This window comes from Leifsonia sp. L25 (assembly GCF_050632895.1).
Genome location: NZ_JBODRZ010000003.1, coordinates 3,042,615 through 3,067,269 on the forward strand (window position 1 = coordinate 3,042,615; position 24,655 = coordinate 3,067,269).

The following is a 24,655-nucleotide window of genomic DNA, read 5'->3' on the forward strand; positions in this document are numbered from 1 at the left end:
CAGCCCCATCGTCCGCGCGGGTCGGGAACGCGCGGTCCGGTCCGTCGATCATCGCACATCGGGGTATCCGGTCGGTTTCCCCCAAGGTGGGGGAGAGGCACCGGGGGCTGCGTCCGGGATCGGCGTCCGCACGCAGGATGTCGCATGCTCGCGACGGTAGGCTGGAGGACCGTATGGCTCATCTCCTCGGCGCCGAGTCGCTGCACCTCGAATACCCGACGCGGGTCGTCTTCGACTCGGTGACGCTCGGCGTCTCCGAGGGCGACCGCATCGGAGTCGTCGGCCGCAACGGCGACGGCAAGTCCACCCTCCTCTCCCTGCTCGCGGGGCGTTTCGAGCCCGACTCCGGGAGGGTCACCCGGCGCCGTGACGTGACGGTCGGGATGCTCGACCAGCGCGACGAGCTGCCCGACGCCCTCACGGTCGGCCGAGCCATCGTCGGCGACCGCGACGAGCACACCTGGGCGGGCGACCCGAAGGTGCGGGACGTCCTGGCCGGCCTGGTCTCCGACGTTCCGTGGGACGCGACGATCGGCGAGCTCTCGGGCGGCCAGCGCCGGCGCGTGGCGCTCGCCGCCCTCCTGGTGCACGACCACGACATCCTCTTCCTGGACGAGCCGACCAACCACCTCGACATCGAGGGCGTCGCGTGGCTCGCCGCCCACCTGAAGCGGCGGTGGCCGTCCGGTTCGGGCGCGCTCGTGGTCGTGACGCACGACCGCTGGTTCCTGGACGAGGTGTCGACCGCGACCTGGGAGGTCCACGACGGGATCGTGGAGCCGTTCGAGGGCGGCTATGCGGCCTACATCCTGCAACGCGTCGAGCGCGACCGGATGTCGGCGGTCGCCGAGACCAAACGCCAGAACCTGATGCGCAAGGAGCTGGCCTGGCTGCGCCGCGGCGCGCCCGCGCGCACCTCCAAGCCGAAGTTCCGGATGGACGCCGCCGCGACCCTCATCGCCGACGAGCCGGCGCCGCGCGACACCGTCGAGCTGACCAAGCTCGCCACCTCCCGTCTCGGCAAGGACGTCGTCGACCTCATCGACGTCACCGTCGAGTTCCCGCCGAAAACCGTGCTGCGCGACATCGAATGGCGGATCGCCCCGGGCGAGCGCACCGGCATCCTCGGCGTCAACGGCGCGGGCAAGTCGACCCTGCTCGGCCTCGTCGCCGGCACCGTGCAGCCGACCGCAGGTCGGGTCAAGCGCGGCAAGACCGTCAAGATCGCGACCCTCACCCAGCAGCTCGACGAGCTGGAGGACGTGCTCGACCTCCGAGTGAGCGCCGTCGTCGCCGACAAGCGCACCACGTATCTGGCCGGCGGCAAGAGGTCTCGCCCGGCCAGATGCTGGAGCGCCTCGGTTTCACGAACGCCCAGCTCTCCACCCCGGTCAAGGACCTCTCCGGCGGGCAGAAGCGCCGCCTCCAACTGCTGCTGATCCTGCTGGACGAGCCGAACGTGCTCATCCTGGACGAGCCGACCAACGACCTCGACACCGACATGCTCGCCGCGATGGAGGACCTCCTCGACGGCTGGCCGGGCACGCTGCTGGTGGTCTCGCACGACCGGTACCTGGTCGAGCGGGTGACCGACCAGCAGTACGCGGTGCTCGACGGGGCGTTCCGGCACCTGCCGGGCGGCGTGGACGAGTACCTGCGGCTGCGCCGGGAGCGGAGCGCGGCCGCGCCGTCTCCGTCTGTTCCTTCGGCCGCTTCGGCCGCTGCGGCCCCGGCTCTCGCCGGCGCAGCCCTGCGCGCGGCCGAGAAGGAGCTCGCCTCCATCGACCGCCGCCTCACGAAGCTGTCTGCCCAGGTCGCCGAGCACCACGAGTCCATCGCCCGGCACGACCAGAGCGACTACGTCGGCCTCGGCCGCCTCACCGAGGAACTGCGCACCCTGGAGGGCGAGATCGCCGACCAGGAGACCCGCTGGCTCGAGCTCAGCGAGCAGCTCGAGGCCTGACGCCCCGCGTCGGCAACGGAGGAGATCCACCCCGACACGCCGCACCACCGCAGCCAACGGAGGACATCGCGGCCTGCCCGACCCGCATCTCCTCCGTTACCCACAGCGCCTCGGCTCGAGCCACGTCGGCAACGGAGGAGATCCGGGTCCGGAGCGCGCGTGAGTCCTCCGCTAGCTGCCTTCCGGCGGCGTGTCGGCTCCGGACTCCTCCGTTGCCAACGAAGAAGGCGAAACCGGCGTCGCGCCACGGGCGCAGGACGAGGTGGTCGGTCGCGAGGGTGGTGGGGATGCGCACCCGGTTCAGCGTAATCGCGGGCGGCGCGCCCCGCCTGCCCCCAGATTAGACTCGCCGCATGCCGACGCACACCGTTGTGACTCAGCACGCCGATCCTGCGCTCAACCAGGCCCCGCCGCGCGTCGACCTGGACGAGTTCGCCGCGAACCTCCCGCTGCGGGAGGCCGTCGAACGCTACGACGCCGACTGGGCGCTGTCCGATCTCGGCGCCGTGGGGCGGCTGGTCGGGTCGGCCGGATTCCAGGCCGACGCCGAGCGGGCGAACGTGCGCGAACCGCAGTTGCGGACCTTCGACCGGTGGGGCAACCGCATCGACGAGGTCGACTACGACGAGAGCTACCACCGGGTGATCCGGCAGGCGGTCGCCGCGGGCGCGCACACCTCCGCCTGGGCCGAGCCGCGCGCCGGGGCGAACGTCGCGCGCGCGGCGACCTTCATGCTGTTCGCGCAGGTGGAGCCGGGACACGCCTGCCCGGTCTCGATGTCGCACGCCGCCGTCCCGGCGCTCGCCGCCTCCCCGGACCTCGCGGCCGAGTGGGTGCCGCGGCTGCTGTCGCGCGAGTACGACGGCCGGCTCGGCGCGGGGAAGCCGTCCGCGCTGTTCGGGATGGCGATGACCGAGAAGCAGGGCGGCTCGGACGTGCGCGCCAACACCACGCGTGCGCTCGCCGACGGCGACGGGCGCTGGCTGCTGACCGGCCACAAGTGGTTCTGCTCGGCGCCGATGTCCGACGCGTTCCTGGTGCTCGCCCAGACCGCGGGCGGTCTGAGCTGCTTCGTCGTGCCGCGGGTGCTGGAGGACGGCACGCGCAACGTCTTCCTCCTCCAGAGGCTGAAGGACAAGCTCGGCAACCGGTCCAACGCCTCCAGCGAGGTGGAGTTCTCGGACACGGTGGGCTATCTGCTGGGCGAAGAGGGCCGCGGCGTCCGCACCATCCTGGAGATGGTGAACCGCACCCGGCTCGACTGTGTGCTCGGCAGCGCGGCGGGGATGCGCCAGGCCGTCGCGGAGGCGGCGTGGCACGTCCGGCACCGCGCGGCGTTCGGCCGCCGCCTGGTCGAGCAGCCCGCGATGACGGCGGTGCTCGCCGACCTGGCACTGGAGTCGGAAGCGGCGACGGCGGTCGCGCTGCGCCTGGCCCGCGCGCACGACGACGACGCCCCGGAGGCCGAGGTCGCGTTCCGCCGACTGGCCACCGCGGTGAGCAAGTACTGGGTCTGCAAGCGCGGGCCCGGCCACGCCTACGAGGCGATGGAGTGCCTGGGCGGCAACGGCTACACGGAGGCGTTCCCGCTGGCCCGGCGGTATCGGGAGCAGCCGGTGATGGCGATCTGGGAGGGCTCAGGCAACGTGATCGCGCTGGATGTTTTGCGCGCCCTCGGCCGCGAGCCGGCGAGCGTGGCGGCGTTCGACGCCGAGCTCGCGGCGGCTCGCGGGGTCGACGCCGCGTACGACGCGCACCACGACCGGCTGCGCCGCGCGGTGGCGGAGGCGGACCCGTCGGCGGCGCGCACGGTGGTCGCCGCGCTCGCGGTGGCGTTGCAGGCGTCGCTGCTCATCCGGCACGCGCCGGCCGCCGTCGCCGACGCATTCGTCGCGGCGCGGCTCGGACCGGATCGCGGGTCGCTCTACGGGGAACTGCCGTCGGGGGTGGACACCGCGGGGATCGTCGCGCGGGCCTGAGCGGCTACTCGGCCGCGGCCTCGGAGGCGACAGCCTCCGAATCAGCCTCGGTCGCCGTCGCGTCGGGAGTCGCAGCGGTCTCGGGAGCCGTCTCGGCCGCGGGAGCCGGCGCGTCCAGCGGCACCGCCGACGGCGCGGCCTCCTCCACCTCCGCGGCCGCCGGCACGATCGGCTGCGCGCCGATCGCCCGGTAGAACTCGCCCACGGCCTTCCGGTTGTACGCCGCCCAGTCGAACGCGCGGGTCGGGACCTCGCCGCGCAGGAACGCGCGCATCCCGTCCGCGACGCCGTCGACCGACTGCGGGACGACCAGGCCGGTCCCCGCGGGGAGGGCGTTCTTCGCCGACGCGAACTCCACCGTCACGATCGGGAGGTCGAGGACGAGCGCCTCCAGGATGACCATCGGCTGGCCCTCGTAGTCGCTCGACAGCACGAAGCAGTCCGTCTTCGCCATGATCGCGTGCGGGTTGCGCTGCATCCCGGTGAGGTACACCGAGCCGTGCAGGCCGAGCGCGGCGATGACGGTCTCCAGGTGCTCCTGCAGCGGGCCGGCGCCGACGATGACCAGGCGGGTCTTCGGGTCCTCGGCGTGCACCTGCGCGAAGGCGCGGATGAGCCGCTCCTGGTTCTTCTCCGGCGACAGCCGCCCCACGTTGACGAACGTGGTGACGCCGTCGGCCGGCGCGAGCAGCGCCTCCGCCCAGTCCGGGACGCTGCCGGCCTCCTCGTCGAACGCCGCCCTGCGGAGGTCGTCCTTGGCGTTGATCAGGATGTGCTCGGCGTCCACGGTGTTGAGGGCGGACAGGAACTTCTCCGGCGGGGCGAACTCCGCCAGCGACGCCCGGTTCACCTCCGACAGCGTGGGGGAGACCGAGACCAGGTGGTCGTACTGCGCGTAGAGGGTGAAGAGCTGGGTGAGGGAGTGCAGCATCCGCTTCTCGCCGTTCACCTCGCGGTGCGCGTCGGAGGCCAGGTCGTTGTGCAGCCAGATCGCGCGCTGCGCATCCGGCGAGTGCAGCAGCAGGATGGCCCAGAACGGCCCGTAGCCCGAGAAGTCGACCACGTAGTCGAAGCGGCTGTCGCCGAAGCAGCGGTACCACTCGTCGTCCCAGAGCTGGTTCTGCGCGGCGGTCTCGGCGTGCTGCGCGGTGCGGCCGCGCCGGAAGTCGAGGTGCCGTGCCAGGTGCCGCAGCTTCGCGCCGTTCATTCCGCCGACGCGCGGGAACTGGCGGACCGCCGGATGGATCTGCTGCTGCTTGCCGATCGCCGCCTGCGAGTTACTCTGGGCGAAGAAGGCCGACACGTCGTAGCGCTCGTGGTCGAGGTTGTTGAGCAGGTTGAGCGCGGAGGTGGTGATCCCGTTGGGGCGCATCCCGCCCAGATACAGCAGGATCTTCTCGCGGCCGTCGTCGTCCAGCGAGCTGCGCAGCCGGTAGCCCTCGCGCACGCCTCGGAACACGATGTCGACGACGCGCCCGGCGGCGGAGCCGTCGTCGTACGGGGTGAACCGGCGCTGCATCGCGAGGTACTTCTCGCGCGAGTCGGCCGGGACGCGGTCGCCGTCCTCGGCCACCGCCGCGAGGGCGTCGCCGAGCTCCCGCGCCGACATGAGCACCGGGCCCGGCCACTCCTCCGGCTCGAAGTAGAGGCCGCGCGTGCCGGCGTAGTCGGCGAGGTCGGGCGTGAAGAACAGGATCGGCCGCCCGGTGCGCAGGAAGTCGAAGAAGATGCTGGAGTAGTCGGACACCAGGATGTCGGTGGCCCCGAGCACGAGGTTGGTCGGCATCTCGTTGGGCACGAGCATCCGCGCCAGCTCGGGCCGGTCGGCGGCCAGCGCGTGCACGCTCTGGTGCGTCTTCACGAGCACCGCGTACCGGCTGGTGTCGATGCGCTCCTCCACCTGGGCGATGTGGGCGAGCATCGCGTCGAGGTCGTCCTCGGGGCGGCCGAAGACCTGCCCCTTCCAGGTCGGCGCGTAGAGGATGATCTTGCGGTCGCCGAGCGGGATGCCGGACGCGATCAGCCGGCGGCGCACGTCGTCGCGCTGCGCGTCGTCCAGGAACTGCCGGTCGAGGCGCGGGTAGCCCTCCTCGACGATGGTGCCGCGGTAGATGCCGTCGAGCTTGTACCCGGCGCGGTACATCTGGTCGGTCATGAACTCGTTGGCGGCGAGAAGGTAGTCGGCCTGGACGAAGTTGCGGACGATGTTCGCGGTCGCGAGGGCGCCGTTCTCGATGGCGTAGCCCATCCGCTTGAGCGGGGTGCCGTGCCAGGTGTTGAGGTAGACCTGCCCCGGCCGCTTGGAGAAGTCGTAGGGGAAGGTCGCGTTGTTGACCAGGTACTGGCTCGTCGCGAGCGCGCGGTAGTAGGCCGCGGAGCCGTAACGCACGAAGCTGACGCGCGGGTCTCCCGCGAACTCCTCGACCGCCGCACGGTACTGGTGCAGGTCGGACAGCGCCCAGATGTGGGTGAGGTGCTTCAGGTCGGGCGCGGCCAGGAGCTCGCGGAACAGCGCCTCGGGGTTGTCGAGCATCCCGTTGCCCGAGAACGACTCGTAGAAGACGGAGCCGAGGACGAGCGGCTGCCGTCGCCAATGGGCGTGGATCTCGAAGCGGGCGGCGCGCTTGACTCGTGAGGGGAGGCGCTTCAGGGAAAGTCTCATCGCCGACGAGTTTATGAGAGCGGGATAACGGTCACCTGAGAGGGCCGGAAGGGTGCGCGGATGCGCGGCCGGTCACGCCCCGGCGTCGAAGCCGAGGCTGAGCTTGCGCAGCAGCCCGGCCAGTCGCTCCTGCTCGACCGGGGAGAGCGCCTCCAGGAGGTCGGCCTCCGCGTCCACCAGGCGGGTGATCGCCGCGTCGACGCGGGCCAGGCCCTGCGTCGTCATCTGCACGAGGATCCCGCGGCCGTCGTTGGGGTCGGTGCGGCGCTCGACCAGGCCGCGGGCGACCAGGCGGTCGATCCGGTTGGTCATCGTGCCCGACGACACCAGGGTCTGCTGCAGCAGCGACTTGGGGCTGAGCTGGAACGGCGACCCCGCGCGGCGCAGCGCCGAGAGCACGTCGAACTCCCACGAGTCGAGGTCGGACCGCTCGAACGCGCCCCGGCGGGCGCGGTCGAGGTGGCGAGAGAGCCGGTCGACGCGGGAGAGCACCTGCAGCGGCGAGAAGTCCAGGTCGGGGCGCTCGCGCAGCCAGGCGCCGACGATGCGGTCGACCTCGTCGCGCGCGCCGGTGCGCGCCCCGGGTCCTGTGCCTCCGCCATCCCTCCATGCTATTGGGCTGCGCCCTCCACTCGGCGGCAGCATCGGCCGGTCTGGCAGACTGTGTGTGCGCGTTGCGCGGTCCGCCTTGGTGTAATGGCAGCACGACAGCCTTTGGAGCTGTTAGGTCTAGGTTCGAGTCCTGGAGGCGGAGCGACGTCTCCGACCCGACTCTGTCTCCGACCCGACCTCTGTCGCCAACCTGCCGGGAGCATCATGACCGATCAGAATCTCGCCATCGTCGTTCTCGCCGCCGGCCAGGGAACGCGGATGAAGTCCGCCACCCCCAAGCTGCTGCACCCGCTCGGCGGTATCCCGATCGTCGGCCACGTGCTGGCGACCGCGCGCGAACTCGACGCCGCACGTGTGGTCGCGGTCGTGCGCCACGAGCGCGACCGGCTGGCCGAGGTGATCGCGGCGGACCTGCCGGAGGCGGTCATCGTCGACCAGGACGAGATCCCCGGCACCGGCCGCGCGGTCGAGCAGGCCGTCGCGGCGCTCCCCGAGGGCTTCGCGGGCGACGTTCTGGTGGTCAACGGCGATGTCCCACTGCTCGACGCCGCCACGCTCCGCGAGCTGGTCGCGGCGCACCGCGCGGGCGGGGCCGCGGCGACCATCCTCTCGTCGTTCCCGGCGGACGCCACCGGCTACGGTCGCGTCGTGCGCACCCCGGAGGGCCACCTCGACCGCATCGTGGAGCACAAGGACGCCACCGAGGCCGAGCGCGCCATCGGCGAGATCAACGCCGGCATCTACGTCTTCGGCGCCGCGGCGCTGCGCGACATGCTCGCCGACATCACCACCGACAACGCCCAGGGCGAGAAGTACATCACCGACGTCATCGGGCTGCTGCGGGAGGCCGGCTTCGACGTCGACGCCCTCCCGGTGTCCGAGTCGTGGCTCGTGGAGGGCATCAACGACCGCGCCCAGCTCAGCGAGGCGGCCGCCCGCCTGAACGCGCTGGTCGTGCGCACCTGGCAGCTCGCCGGTGTCACCGTGCAGGACCCGGCGACCACCTGGATCGACGTGAAGGTCGTCCTCGAGCCGGACGTCACGATCCTCCCCGGCACGCAGCTCCGCGGCGCGACCGTCGTCCGCACCGGCGCCGAGGTCGGCCCGGACACCACGCTCGTCGACACCGAGGTCGGTGCGGGCGCGACCGTCAAGCGCACCGACGCCACCCTCGCCGTGATCGGCGACGGGGCGACGGTCGGCCCGTTCTCCTACCTCCGTCCGGGCACCGTCCTCGGCGCGAACGGCAAGATCGGCACCTTCTCCGAGACCAAGAACGCGGTCATCGGCGCGGGCACCAAGCTCGCCCACTTCAACTATGTCGGCGACGCCGAGGTGGGGGAGAAGGGCAACCTCGGCGCGGGCGTCATCACCGCCAACTACGACGGCGTGAACAAGCACCGCACGATCATCGGCTCGCATGTGAGGATCAGCACGAACACCGTGCTCGTCGCTCCCGTTAGGATGGGTGACGGAGCGTACACCGGGGCGGGAACGGTCGTCCGGAAGGACGTTCCAGCTGGGGCGCTCGCCATCACCGTCGCGCCGCAGCGCAACATCGAAGGCTGGGTCGCCGACAAGCGGCCGGGCACCGAAGCCGCGCGCGCCGCCGAACAGAGCGGGGCGGCGCAAGAGAGCGGAGAGTAAGTGTCAGGGATCACTGCCACCGGCCAGAAACGACTCGTTCTGATCTCGGGGCGTGCGCATCCCGAACTCGCCGAGCAGATCGCCGAGCACCTCGGCAGCGAGCTGGTGCCGACGGACTCCCGCACCTTCGCGAACGGCGAGATCTACGCGCGGTTCGACGAGAGCGTGCGCGGTTCGGACGCGTTCGTGATCCAGTCGCACACCTCCCCGATCAACGAGTGGCTCATGGAGCAGCTCATCATGGTGGACGCGCTGAAGCGCGCCTCCGCCAAGCGCATCACCGTGGTCGCCCCGTTCTACCCGTACGCACGCCAGGACAAGAAGGGCCGCGGCCGCGAGCCGATCTCGGCCCGACTGGTCGCCGACCTGTTCAAGGCCGCGGGCGCCGACCGGATCATGTCGGTCGACCTCCATGCCGCCCAGATCCAGGGCTTCTTCGACGGCCCCGTCGATCACCTCTTCGCCATGCCGGTGCTGCTGGATCACATGCAGCGCGAGCTCGACCCGTCGACGCTGACCGTCGTCTCGCCCGACATGGGCCGTGTGCGCGTCGCCGACATCTGGAGCGACAAGCTCGGCGTGCCGCTCGCGATCATCCACAAGCGCCGCGACCCGCTGGTCCCCAACCAGGTCTCGGTGCACGAGATCGTCGGCGAGGTGAACGGCCGCGTCTGTCTCCTGGTGGACGACCTGATCGACACCGGCCGCACCATCGTGAAGGCCGCGGAGGCGCTGAAGGCCGCCGGCGCGATCGGCGTCGTCGTGGCCGCGACGCACGCCGTGTTCAGCGACCCCGCCGTCGAGCTGCTGCAGTCGGAGGCGATCGACTCGGTCGTCGTCACCGACACGCTTCCGCTGCCGACCCACAAGCGCTGGGAGGGCCTCACCGTGCTGTCGATCGCGCCGCTGCTCGCGAATGCGATCCGCGAGGTCTTCACCGACGGCTCGGTGACCTCCATGTTCGACGGCGCAGCCTGACCCCATCGTCGAAGGACACGTCAACGCCCCTGAAACACGGTTTCAGGGGCGCTCGCGTGCCCTTCGGCGTTCACGGGGTCACGGGAGGCTGTGCGGGGCGGAGGGGATGAGGCCGAGCGGGGCGACGAAGGTCGGGTCGCCCTCGGTGTTCAGGGCGTAGCACTGCCACCCCGGGCCCGCCGGTGCGAACAACTCGAAGCGGGCGGAGGAACCCACCGCGTCCGGTTGGTAGTGCCGCGCGTAGACGTCGCACGTGTAGTCCGCGGTGTCGGTCTGGATGCTGATCGTCAGCATGATCCCGGGCAGCAGCAGCGCAGTGAGCGCCACGACCACGAACACGCGCGTCGCGATGGTCCGCCTCCGTCCGCGCAGCGGACGGTCCGACGGGTCGTACTCCGCCAGCTCCGGGTGTTCCTCGAACGTCACGCCTACGAGTCTGCATCTCTGGCGGCCACGGAGTACAGAAAGTGCTCCGAATCGTGATGATTCGGAGCACTTCCCGAGCGCGCTCGGAGCGGGCTAGTGCGAGGAGCCCTCGGACTCGATCTCGCTGCGGTCGCCGGACCACAGCGTGTGGAAGGTGCCCTCCTTGTCGACGCGCTTGTAGGTGTGCGCGCCGAAGAAGTCGCGCTGGCCCTGGACGAGCGCGGCGGGGAGGTGGGTGGAGGCGAGCGAGTCGTAGTACGACAGCGCCGAGCCGAAGCCGGGCACCGGAACGCCGGAGAGCGCCGCGGTGGCGACGATGCGGCGCCAGGCGGCCTCGCCTTCGCGGACGGCGTCGGCGAAGTACGGGGCCTCCAGCAGGGTGGCGATGTCCGGGTTCTCGTCGTACGCGTCGGCGATCCGGTTGAGGAACTGGGCGCGGATGATGCAGCCGCCGCGCCAGATCTTGGCGATCTTGTCCTTGTTGATGTTCCAGCCGTACTTCTCGGCGCCGGCGATGATGGCGTCGAAGCCTTGCGCGTACGCGACGACCTTGGAGGCGTACAGCGCCTTGGAGACGTCGTCGGCGAACGCCGCGACATCGGCGGCCTTCTGCACCTCGGGCCGGGAGCTGATGGTCGCCTGCACGGCGGCGCGCTGCGCGGGCTTGGAGGACACCGCGCGGGCGAACACGGCCTCCGCGATGCCGCCGACCGGGATGCCGAGGTCCAGCGCGTTCTGCACGGTCCAGACGCCCGTGCCCTTCGAGCCGGCCTGGTCGAGGACGATGTCCACGAACGGCTTGCCGGTCTCGGCGTCCACCTGGCGCAGCACCTCGGCGGTGATCTCGATCAGGTACGACTCGAGGTAGCCCTTGTTCCACTCGGAGAACACGTCCGCGATCTGCGCAGGCTCCAGGCCGCCGACCGTGCGCAGCAGGTCGTACGCCTCGGCGATGAGCTGCATGTCGGCGTACTCGATGCCGTTGTGGATCATCTTGACGAAGTGGCCGGCGCCGTCGGTGCCGACGTGGGTCACGCACGGCTCGCCCTCGGCGACCGCGGCGATGGAGGCCAGGATCGGGCCGAGCGTCTTGTACGACTCCTCCGAGCCGCCGGGCATGATCGAGGGGCCGTTGAGGGCGCCCTCCTCGCCGCCGGAGATGCCGGCGCCGACGAAGTGGATTCCGGTCGGCGCGATGCGCTTCTCGCGCTCGATGGTGTCGTGGAAGTTGGCGTTGCCGCCGTCGACGATGATGTCGCCCGGCTCGAAGCGCTCGACGAGCTGGTCGATCACGGCGTCGGTGCCGCGGCCGGCCTGCACCATGATGATCGCGGTGCGCGGCTTGGACAGCGAGGCGACGAAGTCGTCGATCTGCTCGGAGGAGACGAAGCCGGCCTCCAGGTGGGCGTCCACCAGCTCCTCGGTGCGTGCGTAGGTCCGGTTGAAGACGGCGACGGTGTTGCCCTCGCGCGACGCGAGGTTGCGGGCCAGGTTCGACCCCATCACAGCCAGACCGACGACTCCGATGTTGGCCGTTGCGTGGTTCTCGGGCACGGAGGACTCCTTCGTTGAGACGGTTTGTGTCCAGCGTAGCCGTCCGTCCACGCTGTGATTCGTTGTATGACGCACAGCGCGGGGAGGGCGCTGTGAGGTCGGGTCGTCCCTCAGCCCAGCCGGAACGTCGCCCGCGGGATCCCGTCCACCAGCCGGTGCGCGAGGGCGAACGCGTCCTCCTCGGCGAGCTGGTGCGTGACGACGAGGGACGCCAGGAACGACGCGTCCACCCGGCGCGACATGTCGTGCCGCGCCGGGATCGAGCAGAACGCCCGGGTGTCGTCGATGAAGCCGCTGGTCTTGGTGAAGCCCGCGCTGTCCGTGATCGCCCGGCGGTAGCGGAGGATCGCCGCCGGAGTGTCCAGGAACCACCACGGCGCACCTGCGTACACCGACGGGTAGAAGCCGGCGAGCGGGGCGATCTCGCGCGAGAAGGTGGTCTCGTCCACCGTGAACAGCACCAGCCGGAACGTCGGGTTCGTGCCGAAGTCGCGCAGGATCGGAGTGAGCGGCTCGGTGAACGAGCCGACCGCGGGGAGGTCGTGCCCCGTGTCGGGGCCGTAGGCGTCGAAGGTCGGCCGGTGATGGTTGCGGTGCACCCCGGGGTGGAGCTGCATGACGAGTCCGTCGTCGGCCGCCATCTCCGCCAGCCGGTAGAGCAGGTTGCGGCGGTAGGCGACGGCCTCCGCGGCGGTGACCGCGCCGTCGAGGGCGGCCCGGTGGATGCGAGAGGCCTCCGCCTCGTCCAGCGGCTCGCTGCCCGTGTCGATGACGCCGGTGTCGGTCGCGGTGCCGCCCGCGGCGGCGAACGCGGCGCGACGGATGCGGAGTGCCTCCAGCAGCCCCGCGTAGCTCGCGGTGTCGACGTCGGCGCGGGCGGCCAGACGGTCGAGCCGGGCCGCCCAGTCCGTCTCGCCCGGGTGCATGTACCGGTCGGCGCGGAAGGTCGGAACGACCCGGCCGGTGAAGCCCGGGTCGGCGGCCAGGCGCGCATGCGCCTCCAGGTCGTCGGCCGGGTCGTCGGTTGTCGCGAGCACCGCGATCCGGAACCGGTCGAACAGCGCGCGCGGCCGGAACTCCGGCGACGCGAGGGTCGCGGAGAGCTGGTCGTAGAGCGCGTCGGCGTTCGCCGCCGACGGCTGCTCGGTCAGCCCGAACACCTCGCTGAACTCCGACTCGAACCAGAACCGCACCGGGGTGCCGAGGAAGACGTCCCAGTGCTGGCAGAGCGTCCGCCAGATCGACCGGCCGGAGGCGGGGAGGGGACGCCGTCGCGGGCCAGGCCGAGGTCGCCGAGCGGCACGCCCACCGCGTGCAGCATCCGCGTCACGTAGTGGTCCGGCGTGATCAGCAGCGCGGCCGGGTCCGGGAAGGGCTCATCGTCGGCCAGCATCGCCGCCGGCACATGGCCGTGCGGGGAGTAGATGGGCGCGTGGGCGACGGCCGCGTGCAGCCGGCGGGCCAGGTCGCGCTCGGCGGGGTCGGCGGGGAAGAGGCGGTCGGGGTGCGGGGCGAGCGCGGTCATCCGCGTCCTTTCGTCGTGATGTCCTGGGTGGCGGGCGCGGGCCCTGTGGAGGCCCGGACCGTCAGATGCGTGGGGAGGGTCGCGCCCTGCCGGCTGACCGGCGCCGCGCTCTCGTCCAGCCGGGCGAGCAGCATGGCGACGGCGGTGCGGCCGGCCTGTTCGATCGGAGCGGTCAGTGTGGTCAGCGGCGGGTTGCAGAAGTCGGCGCCGAAGATGTCGTCGCAGCCGACGAGCGAGACATCGCCGGGAACGTCGACGCCGCGCTCGCGGAACCGGGCCAGCATCCCGATCGCCAGGAGGTCGTTGAAGGCGATGCACGCCGTCGCGCCCGCGTGCAGCACGGCGTCGGCCGCCGCCGCCCCCGCGTACTGCCGCGGCGCGAACGGGCCGACCCGGAGGGTCTCCACCTCGTAGCGCTCCGCGGCGCGGCCCAGCGCACGCCAGCGGCGCTCGTTCGACCAGGAGGTCTCTGGCCCCGACGCGTAGACGATGGAGCGGTGGCCGAGCGACGCCAGGTGCCCGACCGCCTGCTCGACGCCGTTGGGGGTGTCGATGAAGACGTTGGCGACCCCGCACGTCTGCCGGTTGATCGCCACGATCGGCACCTCGGCCGCGAGGGCCGTCAGCCGCCGGTCGGTCAGCCGGGAGGCGGCCAGGATCGCGCCGTCGAACGACGGGCGCAGCTTGTGCAGCATCCCGTCCTCCAGCTCGTCGGACTCCTCGGTGTCGACCAGGAGCTGCGTGTAGCCCGCAGCCTTGAGCTGCTGCTGCGTGCCCCGGATGATGCCGAAGTAGAACGGGTTCGTGACGTCGGAGACCAGCACGGCGATGCAGCGCGTCCGGCCGCTGGTCAGCGCCCTCGCCTGCGAGTTCGGGATGTAGTTCAGCTCTCGGGCGGCGCGCTCGATGCGCTCGCGGGTGATCGCGTTGACGCGTCCCGGGTTGGCGAGGGCACGGGAGGCGGTCGAGGTGGCGACGCCGCTGGCGGCGGCCACGTCGGCGAGGGTGGCCGGGCGGTCCGTGCCGTCGGGATACCCGCGAAGCTGAGGGCTCATGCGCCCATCACAGCACATCATGGCAATTTTTGGCAATCGGTTGCAGCCGTGTTGCCGGACTGCCTAGGCTCGGCGGCAGTCCACCCGGCTGCACCGTATCCGGGGGACACGATCCACCAGATCCCGTCCTCAAAGGAGAGTCACGAATGAGATCACGTTTCGCGCTCGGCGCGGTCGCCGGCCTGGCCGCCATCGGCCTCGCTCTGACCGGATGCTCGTCCTCCGGCGGCGGATCGAACCCCACGTCCACGGCGGTCGACGGCAAGGGACGCACCCTCACCGTCTACACCGGCGTCAGCGGGCTCTATCCGCAGCAGCAGAAGGAATGGTTCTCGGAGCTCAGCGCCCAGTTCACGAAGGAGACCGGGGCGAACCTGGCCTTCGACACCTTCGCCAGCTCCAACGACGAGCTCACCAAGATCCAGACCTCGGTGGTCTCCGGGCAGGGCCCGGACGTCTACGCCCTCGGCACCACCTTCACGCCGACCGCCTTCGCCACCGGCGCGTTCGTCAAGCTCACCGACGCCGACTGGACCAAGGTCGGCGGCCGCGACCGCTTCGTCCCCGCGTCGCTCGGGATGTCCGGTCCGGACGCCAAGAACCAGATCGCGGTGCCGCTCGCGCAGCGCCCGTTCGTGATGGCCTACAACAAGGACCTGCTGAAGGCCGCCGGCATCGACAAGCCGGCCACCACCTGGGACGACTTCGCCAGCCAGGCCAAGAAGCTCACGACCGGCGACACCTACGGTGTCGCGGTCGGCTACGCGGACAATTACGACCCGTGGAAGTTCATCTGGGCGATGTCGCTCCAGGCCGGCAACCCGCTCCTCGACGTGAAGTCCGGCAAGGCGCGCCTCGACGACCCCACCACCGAGAAGGCGTACGAGACCTACTTCGGCTGGCTCACGCAGGACAAGGCCGTTGACCCGGCCGCGGTGGGCTGGAAGAACCCGCAGGCGGTCGCCGCGTTCGGCGCGGGCAAGGCCGCGTACCTGCCGATGGTGTCGGCCAGCTCGATGTCGGCGCTCGACCAGTCCCCGGTGGCCGGCAAGTACGCGTACGCGCTGATGCCGACCGTCACGCCGGGCAAGACCTCCAACCCGTCCGGCGGCAAGCCGGCGGCGAGCATCGTCTCCGGTGACAACCTCGTGGTCGCTTCGTACTCGAAGAACCAGGACCTGGCCTTCGCGTACATCAACATGGTGACCCGCGCCGACATGCAGACCAAGGAGTTCAAGCTTCTCGGCGACCTGCCGTCGAACGCGCAGGCCGCCTCCGACCTGCAGAAGGCGACCCCGATCATCGCGCCGATCGTCGACGCGATCGGCAAGTCCGTGGCCACGCCGTTCACCGGCGCCTGGGGCGACACCCAGCTCGCCCTGACCAACGTGGTGGTGCAGTCGATCCCGAACCTGTCGAACGGGTCGGTCAGCAGCTCGGAGCTCTCGCAGCTTCTGAAGACCGCGCAGTCGACGGCCCAGGGCTCGCTGGACAAGGCCAAGAAGTAGCGGGTCGATCGTCATGTCCACCGACACCGCGGCTCCGGCCCAGGCCGCCCGCCCGTCTGCGGAGGCGACCCCTCCGCGGACGGGCGGGGCGCCCCGCCGAGGCCGACGCACCGTTCAGCAGCGCAACCGGCCGCTCTGGCTGCTGCTGCCCGGCGGCATCCTCATGCTGCTGGTCATCATCGTGCCGTTCGTGTTCGCGATCGTCATCTCGACGCTCGACCTCGACATGTACACGCTGCGCGACTGGGTCTCGGCCCCGTTCATCGGCCTCGGGAACTACATCGAGGCGGTGACCTCCTCCTCGCTGCTCCAGTCGATCTGGATCAGCGTCTCGTTCGCCGTGATCGCGGCCGTTGTGACGCTGCCGATCGGCGTGGCCGCCGCCCTGGCGACGCAGAACGCGTTCCGCGGGCGCGCGCTGGTGCGCTCGCTGTTCCTCGTGCCGTACGTGCTCCCCGGCTTCGTTGTCGGCACCTTCTGGCACACGATGCTGCAGCCGCACGGGATCGTCGACACCGTGCTCGGCGACCTCGGCATCCACACCGGGCTGTGGCTCAACGGGCCGCTCAGCTACTGGACGCTCGTGATGGTGCAGATCTGGTCGTCCTGGCCGTTCTTCTACCTGCTGGTGCTCGCCGGCCTCCAGTCGATCGAGAACGAGGTCCACGAAGCGGCCGCGATCGACGGCGCCGGCTGGTGGACGAAGCTGCGCTACGTCATCCTGCCGCACCTGCGCGGGCCGATCGCGCTCGCTCTGATCATCTCCCTGCTGCACAACATCAACGGCTTCACACTGCCGTTCGTGCTGTTCGGGGTGCCCGCGCCGCAGGCGGTCGACGTCCTCCCTGTGCTGACCTACGTGACCAGCTTCCAGAGCTTCCGCTTCGGGCTGAGCGCGGCGATGGCGGTCTTCTCGCTGATCCTGATCGCGATCCCGCTGTTCGTCTACCTGCGCGCGGTCCGGCTCGACACCGGCGACGACCGGAAGGAGAAGACGGCATGACCGCCACCGCACCCACCGTCCGCTCTGCGCGCCGCCGCGGCACGGGAGACGTCTACCGGCTGCTGCCGCGTCCGCTGCAGGCGGTCATCATCGCCATCCTGCTCTGCGTCGCGCTGCTGCCCATCGTGTACGTGCTGCTGTCGTCGGTGAACTCCGACATCGGCGTCGCGAGCGGCGAATTCTTCCCGAGCTCGTTCCACATCGACAACTACGTCAAGGTGTGGTCGACGGTCGCGCTCGGCAACGGCCTGATGAACAGCGTCATCGTCGCCGGAGGAGTCGCGATCGTGTGCGCCTTCCTCTCGGTGGCGACGGCGTACGTGCTGGTGCGCTTCGCGTTCCGCGGCCGGCTCACGTTCCTGCGCGGCTTGCTCGGCCTGCAGTCGATCCCGGGAACGCTCATGCTGCTGCCGGTGTTCGTGCTGTTCTCGTCGGCGTCCAGCGCGCTCGGCATCCCGATCATCGGCACCAGAGGGGCGTTGTTCGTCACCTACCTGACGTTCGCGCTGCCGTTCTCGACCTGGGTCATGGTGACCTACCTGCGCGGACTGCCGCGCGAGCTCGAGGAAGCCGCGCGCATCGACGGGGCGTCGTCATGGCGCATCCTGACCCGGATCGTGCTCCCGCTGAGCTGGCCGGGCGTGGTCGTCGCCGGCATCTTCGCCTTCCTGCTCGGCTGGAACGACGTGCTGTTCGCCTCGGTGATGACGAACCCGGACACGCGCACGGCCGCCGTCGCGCTCCAGGTGTTCACCGTGGCGCAGGAGGGTGGAGCCCTGCCGCTCTACGGGCAGATGATGGCGGCGTCGCTGATCTGCGCCGTGCCGGTCGTGGCCCTCTACCTGGTGTTCCAGCGCTACCTCGTCGGCGGGCTGACCGCCGGCGGGGTTAAGTGAAGAAGAGAAGCGAAAAGAGAAGTGAGAGAGAGTGACTGACTCAATCGAACCCACCTGGGCTCTGTCCGGATTCGGCGACGAGATCGACCCCGACCCTGCGGTCCAGATCGCGGTGCTGCAGGCGCTGGGCGCGAACCACATCGAAGTGCGCAGCGCGTGGGGCGTCAACATCGTCGACCTCGACGCCGAACAGCTCGACCGGCTGGCCGGCATCCTCGCCGAGCGCGGGATGCGCGTCTCGGCGATCGCCTCGCCGATCGGCAAGGTCGACGTCGCGTTGCCGGTCGAGCACGAGGTGGAGCGGCTCGGGCGCGCGATCGTGGCGGCGAAACGCCTGGACGCCCGCTACATCCGGCTGTTCTCGTTCTATCGCGCCGAGGGCGTGGCGGTGGAGGATATCCGCGACGCGGTGCTGACCCGCATGCGCGCCCTCGCCGACGCCGCCGAGTCCGCGGGGGTCGTGCTGCTGCACGAGAACGAGAAGGACATCTACGGCGACACCCCCGAGCGCTGCCTCGACATCGTGGAGTCGGTCGGCTCGCCCGCGTTGAAACTCGCCTGGGACAGCGCCAACTTCGTCCAGGTCGGCGTCCCCGGCCCCTTCACCGACGGCTATGCCATGCTGCGCCCGCACCTGGAGTACCTGCAGGTGAAGGACGCCAAAGCCGCGACCTCCGAGGTCACGCCGGCGGGAGAGGGCGACGGCCAACTGCTGGAGACCCTCACCGCGCTGCGCGACGACGGCTACACCGGCTTCGCATCGCTCGAACCCCACCTCACCGATGTCAACGCCCTCGGCGGCTTCTCGGGACCGGCGGCGTTCGGCGTCGCCGGCCGTGCCTTCCGCCGCCTCACCGACCAGATCGGAGTCACCCTCGCATGAGCACGGAACCCACACCCCTCCACGTCGCCATCGTCGGCTGCGGCATCATCGGCCTCAACCACGCCCGCGCGATCCTCCGGCATCCCGGGCTGGCGCTGTCGGCGCTGGTGGACGCGATCCCGGCGGCCGCGACGGCGCTCGCCGACCAGCTCGTCTCCGAGTACGGGGCCGACCGCGTCCCCGGGTTCGGATCGCTGTCGGCCGCGCTCGCCGGAGCCGAGCTGGACGTCGTCGTCATCTGCACGCCGAGCGGCCTCCACGTCGTGCTCGCCGAGGAGGCCCTCGCCGCCGGCAAGCACGTCGTCATCGAGAAACCGCTCGACGTGTCACTGCCGCGTGCCCGCGAGATCCTCGAACTGTCGCGCCGCGCCGAGCAGAACGGCCTCGTCGTGTCCGTGATCAGCCAGCACCGGTTCGACCCGGCCTCCCGGGTCGTCGCCGACGCCGCCCACTCCGGAGCGTTCGGCCGCCTGACCAGCGGGCTCGCCTCCGTCGCCTGGTGGCGCAGCCAGGAGTACTACGACTCCGGTCAGTGGCGCGGCACATGGGAGCTCGACGGCGGGGGAGCGGTGATGAACCAGGGCGTCCACACCGTCGACCTGCTCGTCTGGTTCCTCGGCCGGCCGATCGAGATCGACGCCCGTACCGCTCTCCTCGCCCACGAGCGTGTGGAGGTCGAGGACATCGCCGTGGCGACCATCCGCTTCGAGTCGGGCGCCCTCGCCGTGCTGCACGCGACGACGGCCGCCTACCCCGGCCTGTCGGTGCGCCTGCAGGTGCACGGCGACCGCGGCTCGGCGATCATCGACGACGACCAGCTCGAGTACTTCGGGACAGCCGACACGGAGGGCAACCGCGCCGCGGACCTGGTGCCGGCGAGCGACCTGCGCGGCAGCGACCGCGGCCCCGAGCAGTTCGTGATCGGGCACTTCCGCCAGTACGAGGACATCGTGGACGCCATCCGCGAGCACCGCACCCCCGGCGTGACCGTCGCGGACGCGTTCCTCTCCCTCGCGGTCGTCCGCGCGGTGTACCTGTCGGCGACTCTGGGCCGTCCCGTCCGGCTGGACGACGTGCTCGACGGCTCGCTCGACGATGTCACGGTCTCGACGGGGGTGAACGCATGAAGTTCTCCGTGTTCACCGCCTCCACGCCGGACTGGACGCCCGAGGAGGCCGCGCGCACCGTCGCCGCCCAGGGCTGGGACGGCATCGAGTGGCGCGTGGTCGACCAGCAGCCCGCCGACGAGCCGGGCTTCTGGGCGGGCAACCGCGCGACCTGGCCGCTGACCGGGCTGGAGGAGTCCCTCCCCGAGATCGCCCGGCTGACCCGGGAGGCCGGCCTGGAGTTCTCCGGCATCGGCGGCTACGCCGGCTGCGGGGACCACGCGAACGTCGACCGGATGCTCGCGGCGACCGCCGAGCTCGGCGCGCGCCAGGTGCGCGTCACCATGCCGCGCTCGGACCTCGGCGACTACCGCGAGCTGTTCGCCCACGCCCGCGCCGACATGGAGCGTGCGGCCTCCGTCGCCGCCTCGCTCGGCGTGAAGGCCCTGGTGGAGCTGCACCACGAGACCATCACGCCGTCGGCCTCCGCCGCGGTCCGGCTGCTCGACGGCCTCGACCCGGACGCGGTCGGCGTCATCCACGACCTCGGCAACCTGCTGATCGAAGGCCAGGAACGCACGCTCTCCGCCCTCCAGCTCCTCGGCCCGTACCTCGCCCACGTTCACATCAAGAACGTCGCGTGGCGGCCGGGCGAGCCGGAGGCGGACGGCACGGTGCGCTGGCGGCACGACTGGGCGCCGCTGCGCTCGGGCGCGGGAGATGTGGACGCCTACTTCCGCGCGCTGCACGAGTTCGGCTATGACGGGTGGGTGACCTGCGAGGACTTCTCCACCACGGTTCCGCTCGAGGAGCGCACCCGCGAGAATCTGGCCTACCTCCGGGACGTGGAGGCGCGCACCCGCGAAGCGGTGCCGGCATGACCGACGCTCCCTCCGTCGCTTCGGCCCGTGAAGTGCGCCACCCCGTGCGGGTGGCGCACCTCGGGCTGGGCGCGTTCCACCGCGCGCACCAGGCCTGGTACACGCAGCGGGCGAACGAGGCCGCGAACGGCGAGGGTTGGGGCATCGCCGCCTTCACCGGCCGAAGCCCCGACGCCGCACGCGTGCTCGCCGCGCAGGACGCGGTCTACACCCTCATCGAGCGCGGCCCGGACGGCGACGCTGCAACGGTCGTGGAGGCGCTCAGCAGCGTCCACGACGGCGCCGACGCCGAGGCTTGGCGGCGCGTGCTCGCCGACCCGCGGGTGGGCGTGCTGACGCTGACCGTGACGGAGGCCGGCTACCGTCCGGGCTCGACGGCCCCGGCGCGCGTGTTCGACGGCCTGCGGGCGCGGTTCGAGGCGGGCTCGGGCGGCATCGCCGTCGTGAGCTGCGACAACCTCCCCGACAACGGCGCCGTGATCCGCGACGCCGTGCTCGCCCTGGCCGAGCCGGGCTCGGAGCTGGACGCCTGGATCCGCGGCGAGGTCTCCTTCGTCTCCTCGATGGTCGACCGCATCACGCCCGCGACCACCGACGCCGACCGGGAGGCCGCCCTTCGCCTCACGGGCTTGGAGGACGCCGCGCCCGTGGTCGCCGAGCCGTTCGCCGAGTGGGTGCTCGCCGGTGACTTCCCCGCGGGCCGCCCGGCCTGGGAGGCCGCGGGTGCGCAGTTCGTGGACGACATCGCCCCCTACGAGCGCCGCAAGCTCTGGCTCCTCAACGCGGGGCACTCCCTCCTCGCCTACCACGGCCTGGCGGCCGGCCACCGCACAGTCGCCGACGCCGTCGCCGACCCCGCCCTGTCGGCCGAACTGGAACGGCTCTGGAGCGAGCAGCGCACCGAGCTGCCCTTCGCCGCCGCCGCCGTGGACGACGCGCTCGCCGCCCTGCGCTCGCGCTTCGGCAACGCGCGCATCGAGCACCGCCTGGCGCAGATCGCGTCGGACGGCTCCCAGAAGCTCGGCCCGCGCATCGTGGACCCGCTGCGGGCCCGGCTCGCCTCCGGACGCGAGCCCGGCGCCGCCCAACTCGGCGTCCTCGCGGCCTGGAGCCGCCACCTGACCGGCCCGGACGTCCGCGACGCCGGCGCCGCGGAACTGGTCGGCGCGCTGCGCAACGCGCGCACCCCCGCGACCGCGCCGCCGCCGTGCTGGCCGCGCTCGCCCCCGACCTCACCGATCTGACCGAACCGCTCGCCGAGCGCATCGCCGCGGGCGATCCAGCCACGCACCAAGGAGCACACGTATGAGAATCACCGCAGTAGAGGTCTTGGTCTCCAGCCCGGGCCGTAACTTTGTGACGTTGCGGATCACCACGGAGGACGGGTTCACGGGTTTGGGCGACGCGACGTTGAACGGGCGGGAGCTCGCTGTCGCGGCGTATCTGAGCGAGCATGTCGTCCCGTTGTTGATCGGCCGGGACGCGCACCGGATCGAGGACACCTGGCAGTACCTGTATCGGGGCGCGTATTGGCGGCGGGGCCCGGTGACGATGGCCTCCATCGCCGCTGTGGACACGGCGTTGTGGGACATCAAGGCGAAGGTTGCCGGGCTCCCGCTGTACCAGTTGCTCGGCGGTCGCAGCCGCGACGGCCTGCTGGTGTACGGGCACGCCTCGGGCGCGGAGCTGCCGGAGCTGTTCGACTCGATCAACGAGCACCTGGAGGAGGGCTACCGCGCGGTTCGCGTGCAGACCGGCATCCCGGGGCTGCCGTCGGTGTACGGCGTCGCGTCGAGCAGGAACGCCGCCGCGGGAGCCGGGACCGGCTCTGATGCCCGTTACGACTACGAGCCGGCACGGCGCAGCGCCGTGCCGGTCGAGGAGAGCTGGGACACCCGCGCCTACCTGCGGCACGCGCCGACCGTGTTCGAGGCGGTGCGCAACGAGTTCGGTCCGGAGCTGCCGCTGCTGCACGACGCGCACCACCGGCTCACGCCCATCCAGGCTGCCAAGCTCGGCAAGTCGCTGGAGCCGTACGACCTGTTCTGGCTGGAGGACGTCACCCCGGCTGAGAACCAGGCCGTGCTGCGTCGTGTGCGCGAGCACACCACGACGCCGCTGGCGATCGGTGAAGTGTTCAACACGATCTGGGACTACCGGGAGCTGTTCGAGGAGCAGCTGATCGACTACGTGCGCTCCCCGGTCACGCACGCCGGTGGGATCACCGGGCTGCGGCGGATCTTCGACTACGCGTCGGTGTATCAGATCAAGTCCGGTGTGCACGGCCCGACGGACGTCTCCCCGGTCGGTCTCGCCGCGGCCATCCACCTCGGCATCGCCATCCCGAACTTCGGCATCCAGGAATACATGAAGCACAGCCCGGCCACCCACGAGGTCTTCCGGACGACCTACACGTTCCAAGACGGCATGCTCACCCCCGGCGACCAGCCCGGCATCGGCGTCGACTACGACGACGTCATCGCCCAGTCCTTCCCCTACGAGGCCGCCTACCTCCCCGTGAACCGCCTCCTCGACGGCTCCATGCACGACTGGTGACCGACAGCAGCTATCGCTTCCTCACTTTCTCCCGCTCCCACCCGGCGTGTCGCGGGAGAAAGTGAGGAACCGATGGCTGCGGGACAATGGGAGAACGGGAACGGGAGAAGTGCACGTGAGTGGTGTCAGGGTCGTGGTGATGGGCGTGTCCGGGTCGGGCAAGTCGACGGTGGGCGCGCTCGTCGCGGAGACGCTCGGCGCGGGGTTCGTGGACGGCGACGACCTCCACCCCGCCGCGAACGTCGAGAAGATGAGGCAGGGCATCCCCTCACCGACGCGGACCGCGAGCCCTGGCTGCGCGCGGTCGGGCGCACGCTCGCGGACGCCGGGCCGGCCGGGATGGTCGTCGCGTGCTCTGCGCTGAAGCGCGCCTACCGCGACCTGATCCGGTCGGAGGCGCCCGGCACGTTCTTCGCCGAGCTGGACGGCGGCCGCGCCCTCCTGGCCGAACGCATGATCCGGCCCGGCCACTTCATGCCGGCGTCCCTGCTCGACTCCCAGCTCGCGACGCTGGAGCCCCTGCAGCCCGGGGAGGAGGGCGCGCGCCTCGACGTCGCCGAGGCCCCCGAAGACCTCGTGACCGCGATCGTGGACGACGTGCGCTCGGCCGTCGGGTAGACTGGGCCACTGAACTTCGGCGAGGGATGCGCAGGCATCCGTAATCGACGCGGTGGATCAGGCTACGCAGTCTTTCCTCGCGCACCTCGATGCGCTCGAGTCGAACACCCCCATACTGCGAGCCCTCCGGCTCGCCCGACAGCCGGCCCCGCCGGCAAGGAGACATCATGGCTGACGAGTCCAACAAGGTCGTCGCGGAGGTCCGCGACAGCTTCGGCAAGGGCGCTGCCCGCAAGATCCGCTCCGCGGGCAAGATCCCCGCGGTCATCTACGGCCACGGCACCGAGCCCGTGCACATCACCGTCCCGGCCCACCAGGTCGGCCTCCTGCTCCGCAAGGCCAACGCGGTGCTCGAGCTCGACATCGACGGCACGAGCCAGCTCACCCTGGTGAAGGACGTCCAGAAGGACCCGGTGCTGCAGATCATCGAGCACCTCGACCTCCTCATCGTCCGCCGCGGTGAGAAGGTCCAGGTCGAGGTCCCCGTGCACGTCGAGGGCGAGCCGTTCTCCGGCACCATCGCGGTGCTCGACATCCCGACCATCAAGCTCGAGGTCGAGGCGACCCACATTCCGGAGCGCATCGTCATCGACGTGACCGACGCCGAGGAGGGCACGCAGTACCACGCCAAGGACTTCGCCCTCCCGACGGGCGCCGTGCTCGCCGAGGACGAGGACCTGCTGATCCTCAGCGTCATCGTCCCGGCCGCCGTGCGCGCCGAGGGCGAGGAGGAAGAGGGCGCCGAGGGCGCCGAGGAGGCTGCTGAGGAGGCCGCCTCCGAAGAGTCCGCGGAGTAATCACCT

At 71.1% G+C, this 24,655-nt stretch carries 19 protein-coding genes, 1 tRNA gene and 2 pseudogenes; 16 read left to right on the forward strand and 6 right to left on the reverse strand.

Annotated features, from left to right (window positions below):
• Positions 1 to 173: 173 nt before the first annotated feature.
• Both ACRAWC_RS19310 and ACRAWC_RS19315 read left to right on the forward strand, forming a co-directional pair.
• A pseudogene (locus tag ACRAWC_RS19310) lies at positions 174 to 1,963 on the forward strand (ABC-F family ATP-binding cassette domain-containing protein).
• Positions 1,964 to 2,316: 353 nt separating this feature from the next.
• Positions 2,317 to 3,942: an acyl-CoA dehydrogenase family protein gene (locus ACRAWC_RS19315; RefSeq protein ID WP_431349176.1), complete on the forward strand. Its 1,626-nt coding sequence runs from the start codon at positions 2,317 to 2,319 to the stop codon at positions 3,940 to 3,942.
• A gap of 4 nt (positions 3,943 to 3,946) precedes the next feature.
• On the opposite strand, the gene ACRAWC_RS19320 is transcribed toward ACRAWC_RS19315, so the two are convergent.
• Together ACRAWC_RS19320 and ACRAWC_RS19325 are read right to left on the reverse strand one after the other, a co-directional pair.
• Positions 3,947 to 6,604 (reverse strand): CDP-glycerol glycerophosphotransferase family protein, encoded by a 2,658-nt coding sequence (locus ACRAWC_RS19320; protein ID WP_431349177.1) that lies wholly within the window; start codon positions 6,602 to 6,604, stop codon positions 3,947 to 3,949.
• Between the two features lie 72 nt (positions 6,605 to 6,676).
• On the reverse strand, positions 6,677 to 7,249 hold the full coding sequence (locus tag ACRAWC_RS19325) for a MarR family winged helix-turn-helix transcriptional regulator (protein WP_431349178.1): 573 nt from the start codon (positions 7,247 to 7,249) through the stop codon (positions 6,677 to 6,679).
• 37 nt (positions 7,250 to 7,286) lie between these two features.
• Between ACRAWC_RS19325 and ACRAWC_RS19330 the strand changes: the two genes are divergently transcribed.
• The 3 genes from ACRAWC_RS19330 to ACRAWC_RS19340 all read left to right on the forward strand — a co-directional run bounded on the left by ACRAWC_RS19330 (position 7,287) and on the right by ACRAWC_RS19340 (position 9,841).
• Positions 7,287 to 7,358: transfer RNA gene (locus ACRAWC_RS19330), tRNA-Gln, on the forward strand.
• Between the two features lie 62 nt (positions 7,359 to 7,420).
• On the forward strand, positions 7,421 to 8,863 hold the full coding sequence (glmU, locus tag ACRAWC_RS19335; RefSeq protein ID WP_431349179.1) for a bifunctional UDP-N-acetylglucosamine diphosphorylase/glucosamine-1-phosphate N-acetyltransferase GlmU: 1,443 nt from the start codon (positions 7,421 to 7,423) through the stop codon (positions 8,861 to 8,863).
• Positions 8,864 to 9,841: a ribose-phosphate diphosphokinase gene (locus ACRAWC_RS19340; protein WP_431349180.1), complete on the forward strand. Its 978-nt coding sequence runs from the start codon at positions 8,864 to 8,866 to the stop codon at positions 9,839 to 9,841.
• Positions 9,842 to 9,919: 78 nt separating this feature from the next.
• On the opposite strand, the gene ACRAWC_RS19345 is transcribed toward ACRAWC_RS19340, so the two are convergent.
• From ACRAWC_RS19345 to ACRAWC_RS19360, 4 genes and pseudogenes are all read right to left on the reverse strand, one after another.
• Positions 9,920 to 10,267, reverse strand: coding sequence for a hypothetical protein (locus ACRAWC_RS19345; protein ID WP_431349181.1), 348 nt, complete (start codon positions 10,265 to 10,267; stop codon positions 9,920 to 9,922).
• 93 nt (positions 10,268 to 10,360) lie between these two features.
• Positions 10,361 to 11,821 carry an NADP-dependent phosphogluconate dehydrogenase gene (gene gndA / locus ACRAWC_RS19350; protein WP_431349182.1) on the reverse strand — a complete coding sequence of 487 codons (1,461 nt, stop codon included), beginning with the start codon at positions 11,819 to 11,821 and terminating at the stop codon, positions 10,361 to 10,363.
• Between the two features lie 110 nt (positions 11,822 to 11,931).
• Positions 11,932 to 13,346, reverse strand: a pseudogene (uxaC, locus tag ACRAWC_RS19355) (glucuronate isomerase).
• On the reverse strand, positions 13,343 to 14,401 hold the full coding sequence (locus ACRAWC_RS19360; protein ID WP_431349183.1) for a LacI family DNA-binding transcriptional regulator: 1,059 nt from the start codon (positions 14,399 to 14,401) through the stop codon (positions 13,343 to 13,345). The pseudogene uxaC and the gene ACRAWC_RS19360 overlap by 4 nt, the downstream one beginning before the upstream one ends.
• Before the next feature lie 146 nt (positions 14,402 to 14,547).
• Between ACRAWC_RS19360 and ACRAWC_RS19365 the strand changes: the two genes are divergently transcribed.
• From ACRAWC_RS19365 to ACRAWC_RS19415, 11 genes are all read left to right on the forward strand, one after another.
• Positions 14,548 to 15,909, forward strand: coding sequence for an ABC transporter substrate-binding protein (locus ACRAWC_RS19365; RefSeq protein WP_431349184.1), 1,362 nt, complete (start codon positions 14,548 to 14,550; stop codon positions 15,907 to 15,909).
• 13 nt (positions 15,910 to 15,922) lie between these two features.
• Positions 15,923 to 16,912, forward strand: a complete 990-nt coding sequence (locus tag ACRAWC_RS19370; RefSeq protein WP_431349185.1) for a carbohydrate ABC transporter permease — start codon at positions 15,923 to 15,925, stop codon at positions 16,910 to 16,912.
• Positions 16,909 to 17,808 carry a carbohydrate ABC transporter permease gene (locus ACRAWC_RS19375; RefSeq protein WP_431349186.1) on the forward strand — a complete coding sequence of 300 codons (900 nt, stop codon included), beginning with the start codon at positions 16,909 to 16,911 and terminating at the stop codon, positions 17,806 to 17,808. Before ACRAWC_RS19370 ends, ACRAWC_RS19375 begins: the two co-directional genes overlap by 4 nt.
• A 31-nt stretch (positions 17,809 to 17,839) precedes the next feature.
• A complete protein-coding gene (locus tag ACRAWC_RS19380; protein WP_431349187.1) occupies positions 17,840 to 18,691 on the forward strand; it encodes a sugar phosphate isomerase/epimerase family protein in 852 nt (283 codons plus the stop codon).
• Entirely contained in the window at positions 18,688 to 19,818 is a 1,131-nt protein-coding gene (locus tag ACRAWC_RS19385; protein ID WP_431349188.1) for a Gfo/Idh/MocA family protein, read from the forward strand. The genes ACRAWC_RS19380 and ACRAWC_RS19385 overlap by 4 nt, the downstream gene beginning before the upstream one ends.
• Positions 19,815 to 20,678: a sugar phosphate isomerase/epimerase family protein gene (locus tag ACRAWC_RS19390; protein ID WP_431349189.1), complete on the forward strand. Its 864-nt coding sequence runs from the start codon at positions 19,815 to 19,817 to the stop codon at positions 20,676 to 20,678. Before ACRAWC_RS19385 ends, ACRAWC_RS19390 begins: the two co-directional genes overlap by 4 nt.
• Entirely contained in the window at positions 20,675 to 21,922 is a 1,248-nt protein-coding gene (locus ACRAWC_RS19395) for a mannitol dehydrogenase family protein (protein ID WP_431349190.1), read from the forward strand. Before ACRAWC_RS19390 ends, ACRAWC_RS19395 begins: the two co-directional genes overlap by 4 nt.
• A 61-nt stretch (positions 21,923 to 21,983) precedes the next feature.
• Positions 21,984 to 23,234, forward strand: a complete 1,251-nt coding sequence (manD, locus tag ACRAWC_RS19400; protein ID WP_431349191.1) for a D-mannonate dehydratase ManD — start codon at positions 21,984 to 21,986, stop codon at positions 23,232 to 23,234.
• Positions 23,235 to 23,349: 115 nt separating this feature from the next.
• Entirely contained in the window at positions 23,350 to 23,598 is a 249-nt protein-coding gene (locus ACRAWC_RS19405) for a shikimate kinase (RefSeq protein ID WP_431349192.1), read from the forward strand.
• Positions 23,574 to 23,852: a hypothetical protein gene (locus ACRAWC_RS19410; protein ID WP_431349193.1), complete on the forward strand. Its 279-nt coding sequence runs from the start codon at positions 23,574 to 23,576 to the stop codon at positions 23,850 to 23,852. The genes ACRAWC_RS19405 and ACRAWC_RS19410 overlap by 25 nt, the downstream gene beginning before the upstream one ends.
• Before the next feature lie 167 nt (positions 23,853 to 24,019).
• On the forward strand, positions 24,020 to 24,649 hold the full coding sequence (locus ACRAWC_RS19415; protein ID WP_431349194.1) for a 50S ribosomal protein L25/general stress protein Ctc: 630 nt from the start codon (positions 24,020 to 24,022) through the stop codon (positions 24,647 to 24,649).
• Positions 24,650 to 24,655 lie beyond the last annotated feature (6 nt).

Bases quoted from the DNA above. Each gene is read 5' to 3' on its own strand.
- ACRAWC_RS19315 (WP_431349176.1), top strand. From the start codon at position 2,317: ATGCCGACGCACACCGTTGTGACTCAGCACGCCGATCCTGCGCTCAAC.
- ACRAWC_RS19320 (WP_431349177.1), bottom strand. From the start codon at position 6,604: ATGAGACTTTCCCTGAAGCGCCTCCCCTCACGAGTCAAGCGCGCCGCC.
- ACRAWC_RS19325 (WP_431349178.1), bottom strand. From the start codon at position 7,249: ATGCTGCCGCCGAGTGGAGGGCGCAGCCCAATAGCATGGAGGGATGGC.
- glmU (WP_431349179.1), top strand. From the start codon at position 7,421: ATGACCGATCAGAATCTCGCCATCGTCGTTCTCGCCGCCGGCCAGGGA.
- ACRAWC_RS19360 (WP_431349183.1), bottom strand. From the start codon at position 14,401: ATGAGCCCTCAGCTTCGCGGGTATCCCGACGGCACGGACCGCCCGGCC.
- ACRAWC_RS19365 (WP_431349184.1), top strand. From the start codon at position 14,548: ATGAGATCACGTTTCGCGCTCGGCGCGGTCGCCGGCCTGGCCGCCATC.
- ACRAWC_RS19370 (WP_431349185.1), top strand. From the start codon at position 15,923: ATGTCCACCGACACCGCGGCTCCGGCCCAGGCCGCCCGCCCGTCTGCG.
- ACRAWC_RS19375 (WP_431349186.1), top strand. From the start codon at position 16,909: ATGACCGCCACCGCACCCACCGTCCGCTCTGCGCGCCGCCGCGGCACG.
- ACRAWC_RS19385 (WP_431349188.1), top strand. From the start codon at position 18,688: ATGAGCACGGAACCCACACCCCTCCACGTCGCCATCGTCGGCTGCGGC.
- ACRAWC_RS19390 (WP_431349189.1), top strand. From the start codon at position 19,815: ATGAAGTTCTCCGTGTTCACCGCCTCCACGCCGGACTGGACGCCCGAG.
- ACRAWC_RS19395 (WP_431349190.1), top strand. From the start codon at position 20,675: ATGACCGACGCTCCCTCCGTCGCTTCGGCCCGTGAAGTGCGCCACCCC.
- manD (WP_431349191.1), top strand. From the start codon at position 21,984: ATGAGAATCACCGCAGTAGAGGTCTTGGTCTCCAGCCCGGGCCGTAAC.
- ACRAWC_RS19410 (WP_431349193.1), top strand. From the start codon at position 23,574: ATGGTCGTCGCGTGCTCTGCGCTGAAGCGCGCCTACCGCGACCTGATC.
- ACRAWC_RS19415 (WP_431349194.1), top strand. From the start codon at position 24,020: ATGGCTGACGAGTCCAACAAGGTCGTCGCGGAGGTCCGCGACAGCTTC.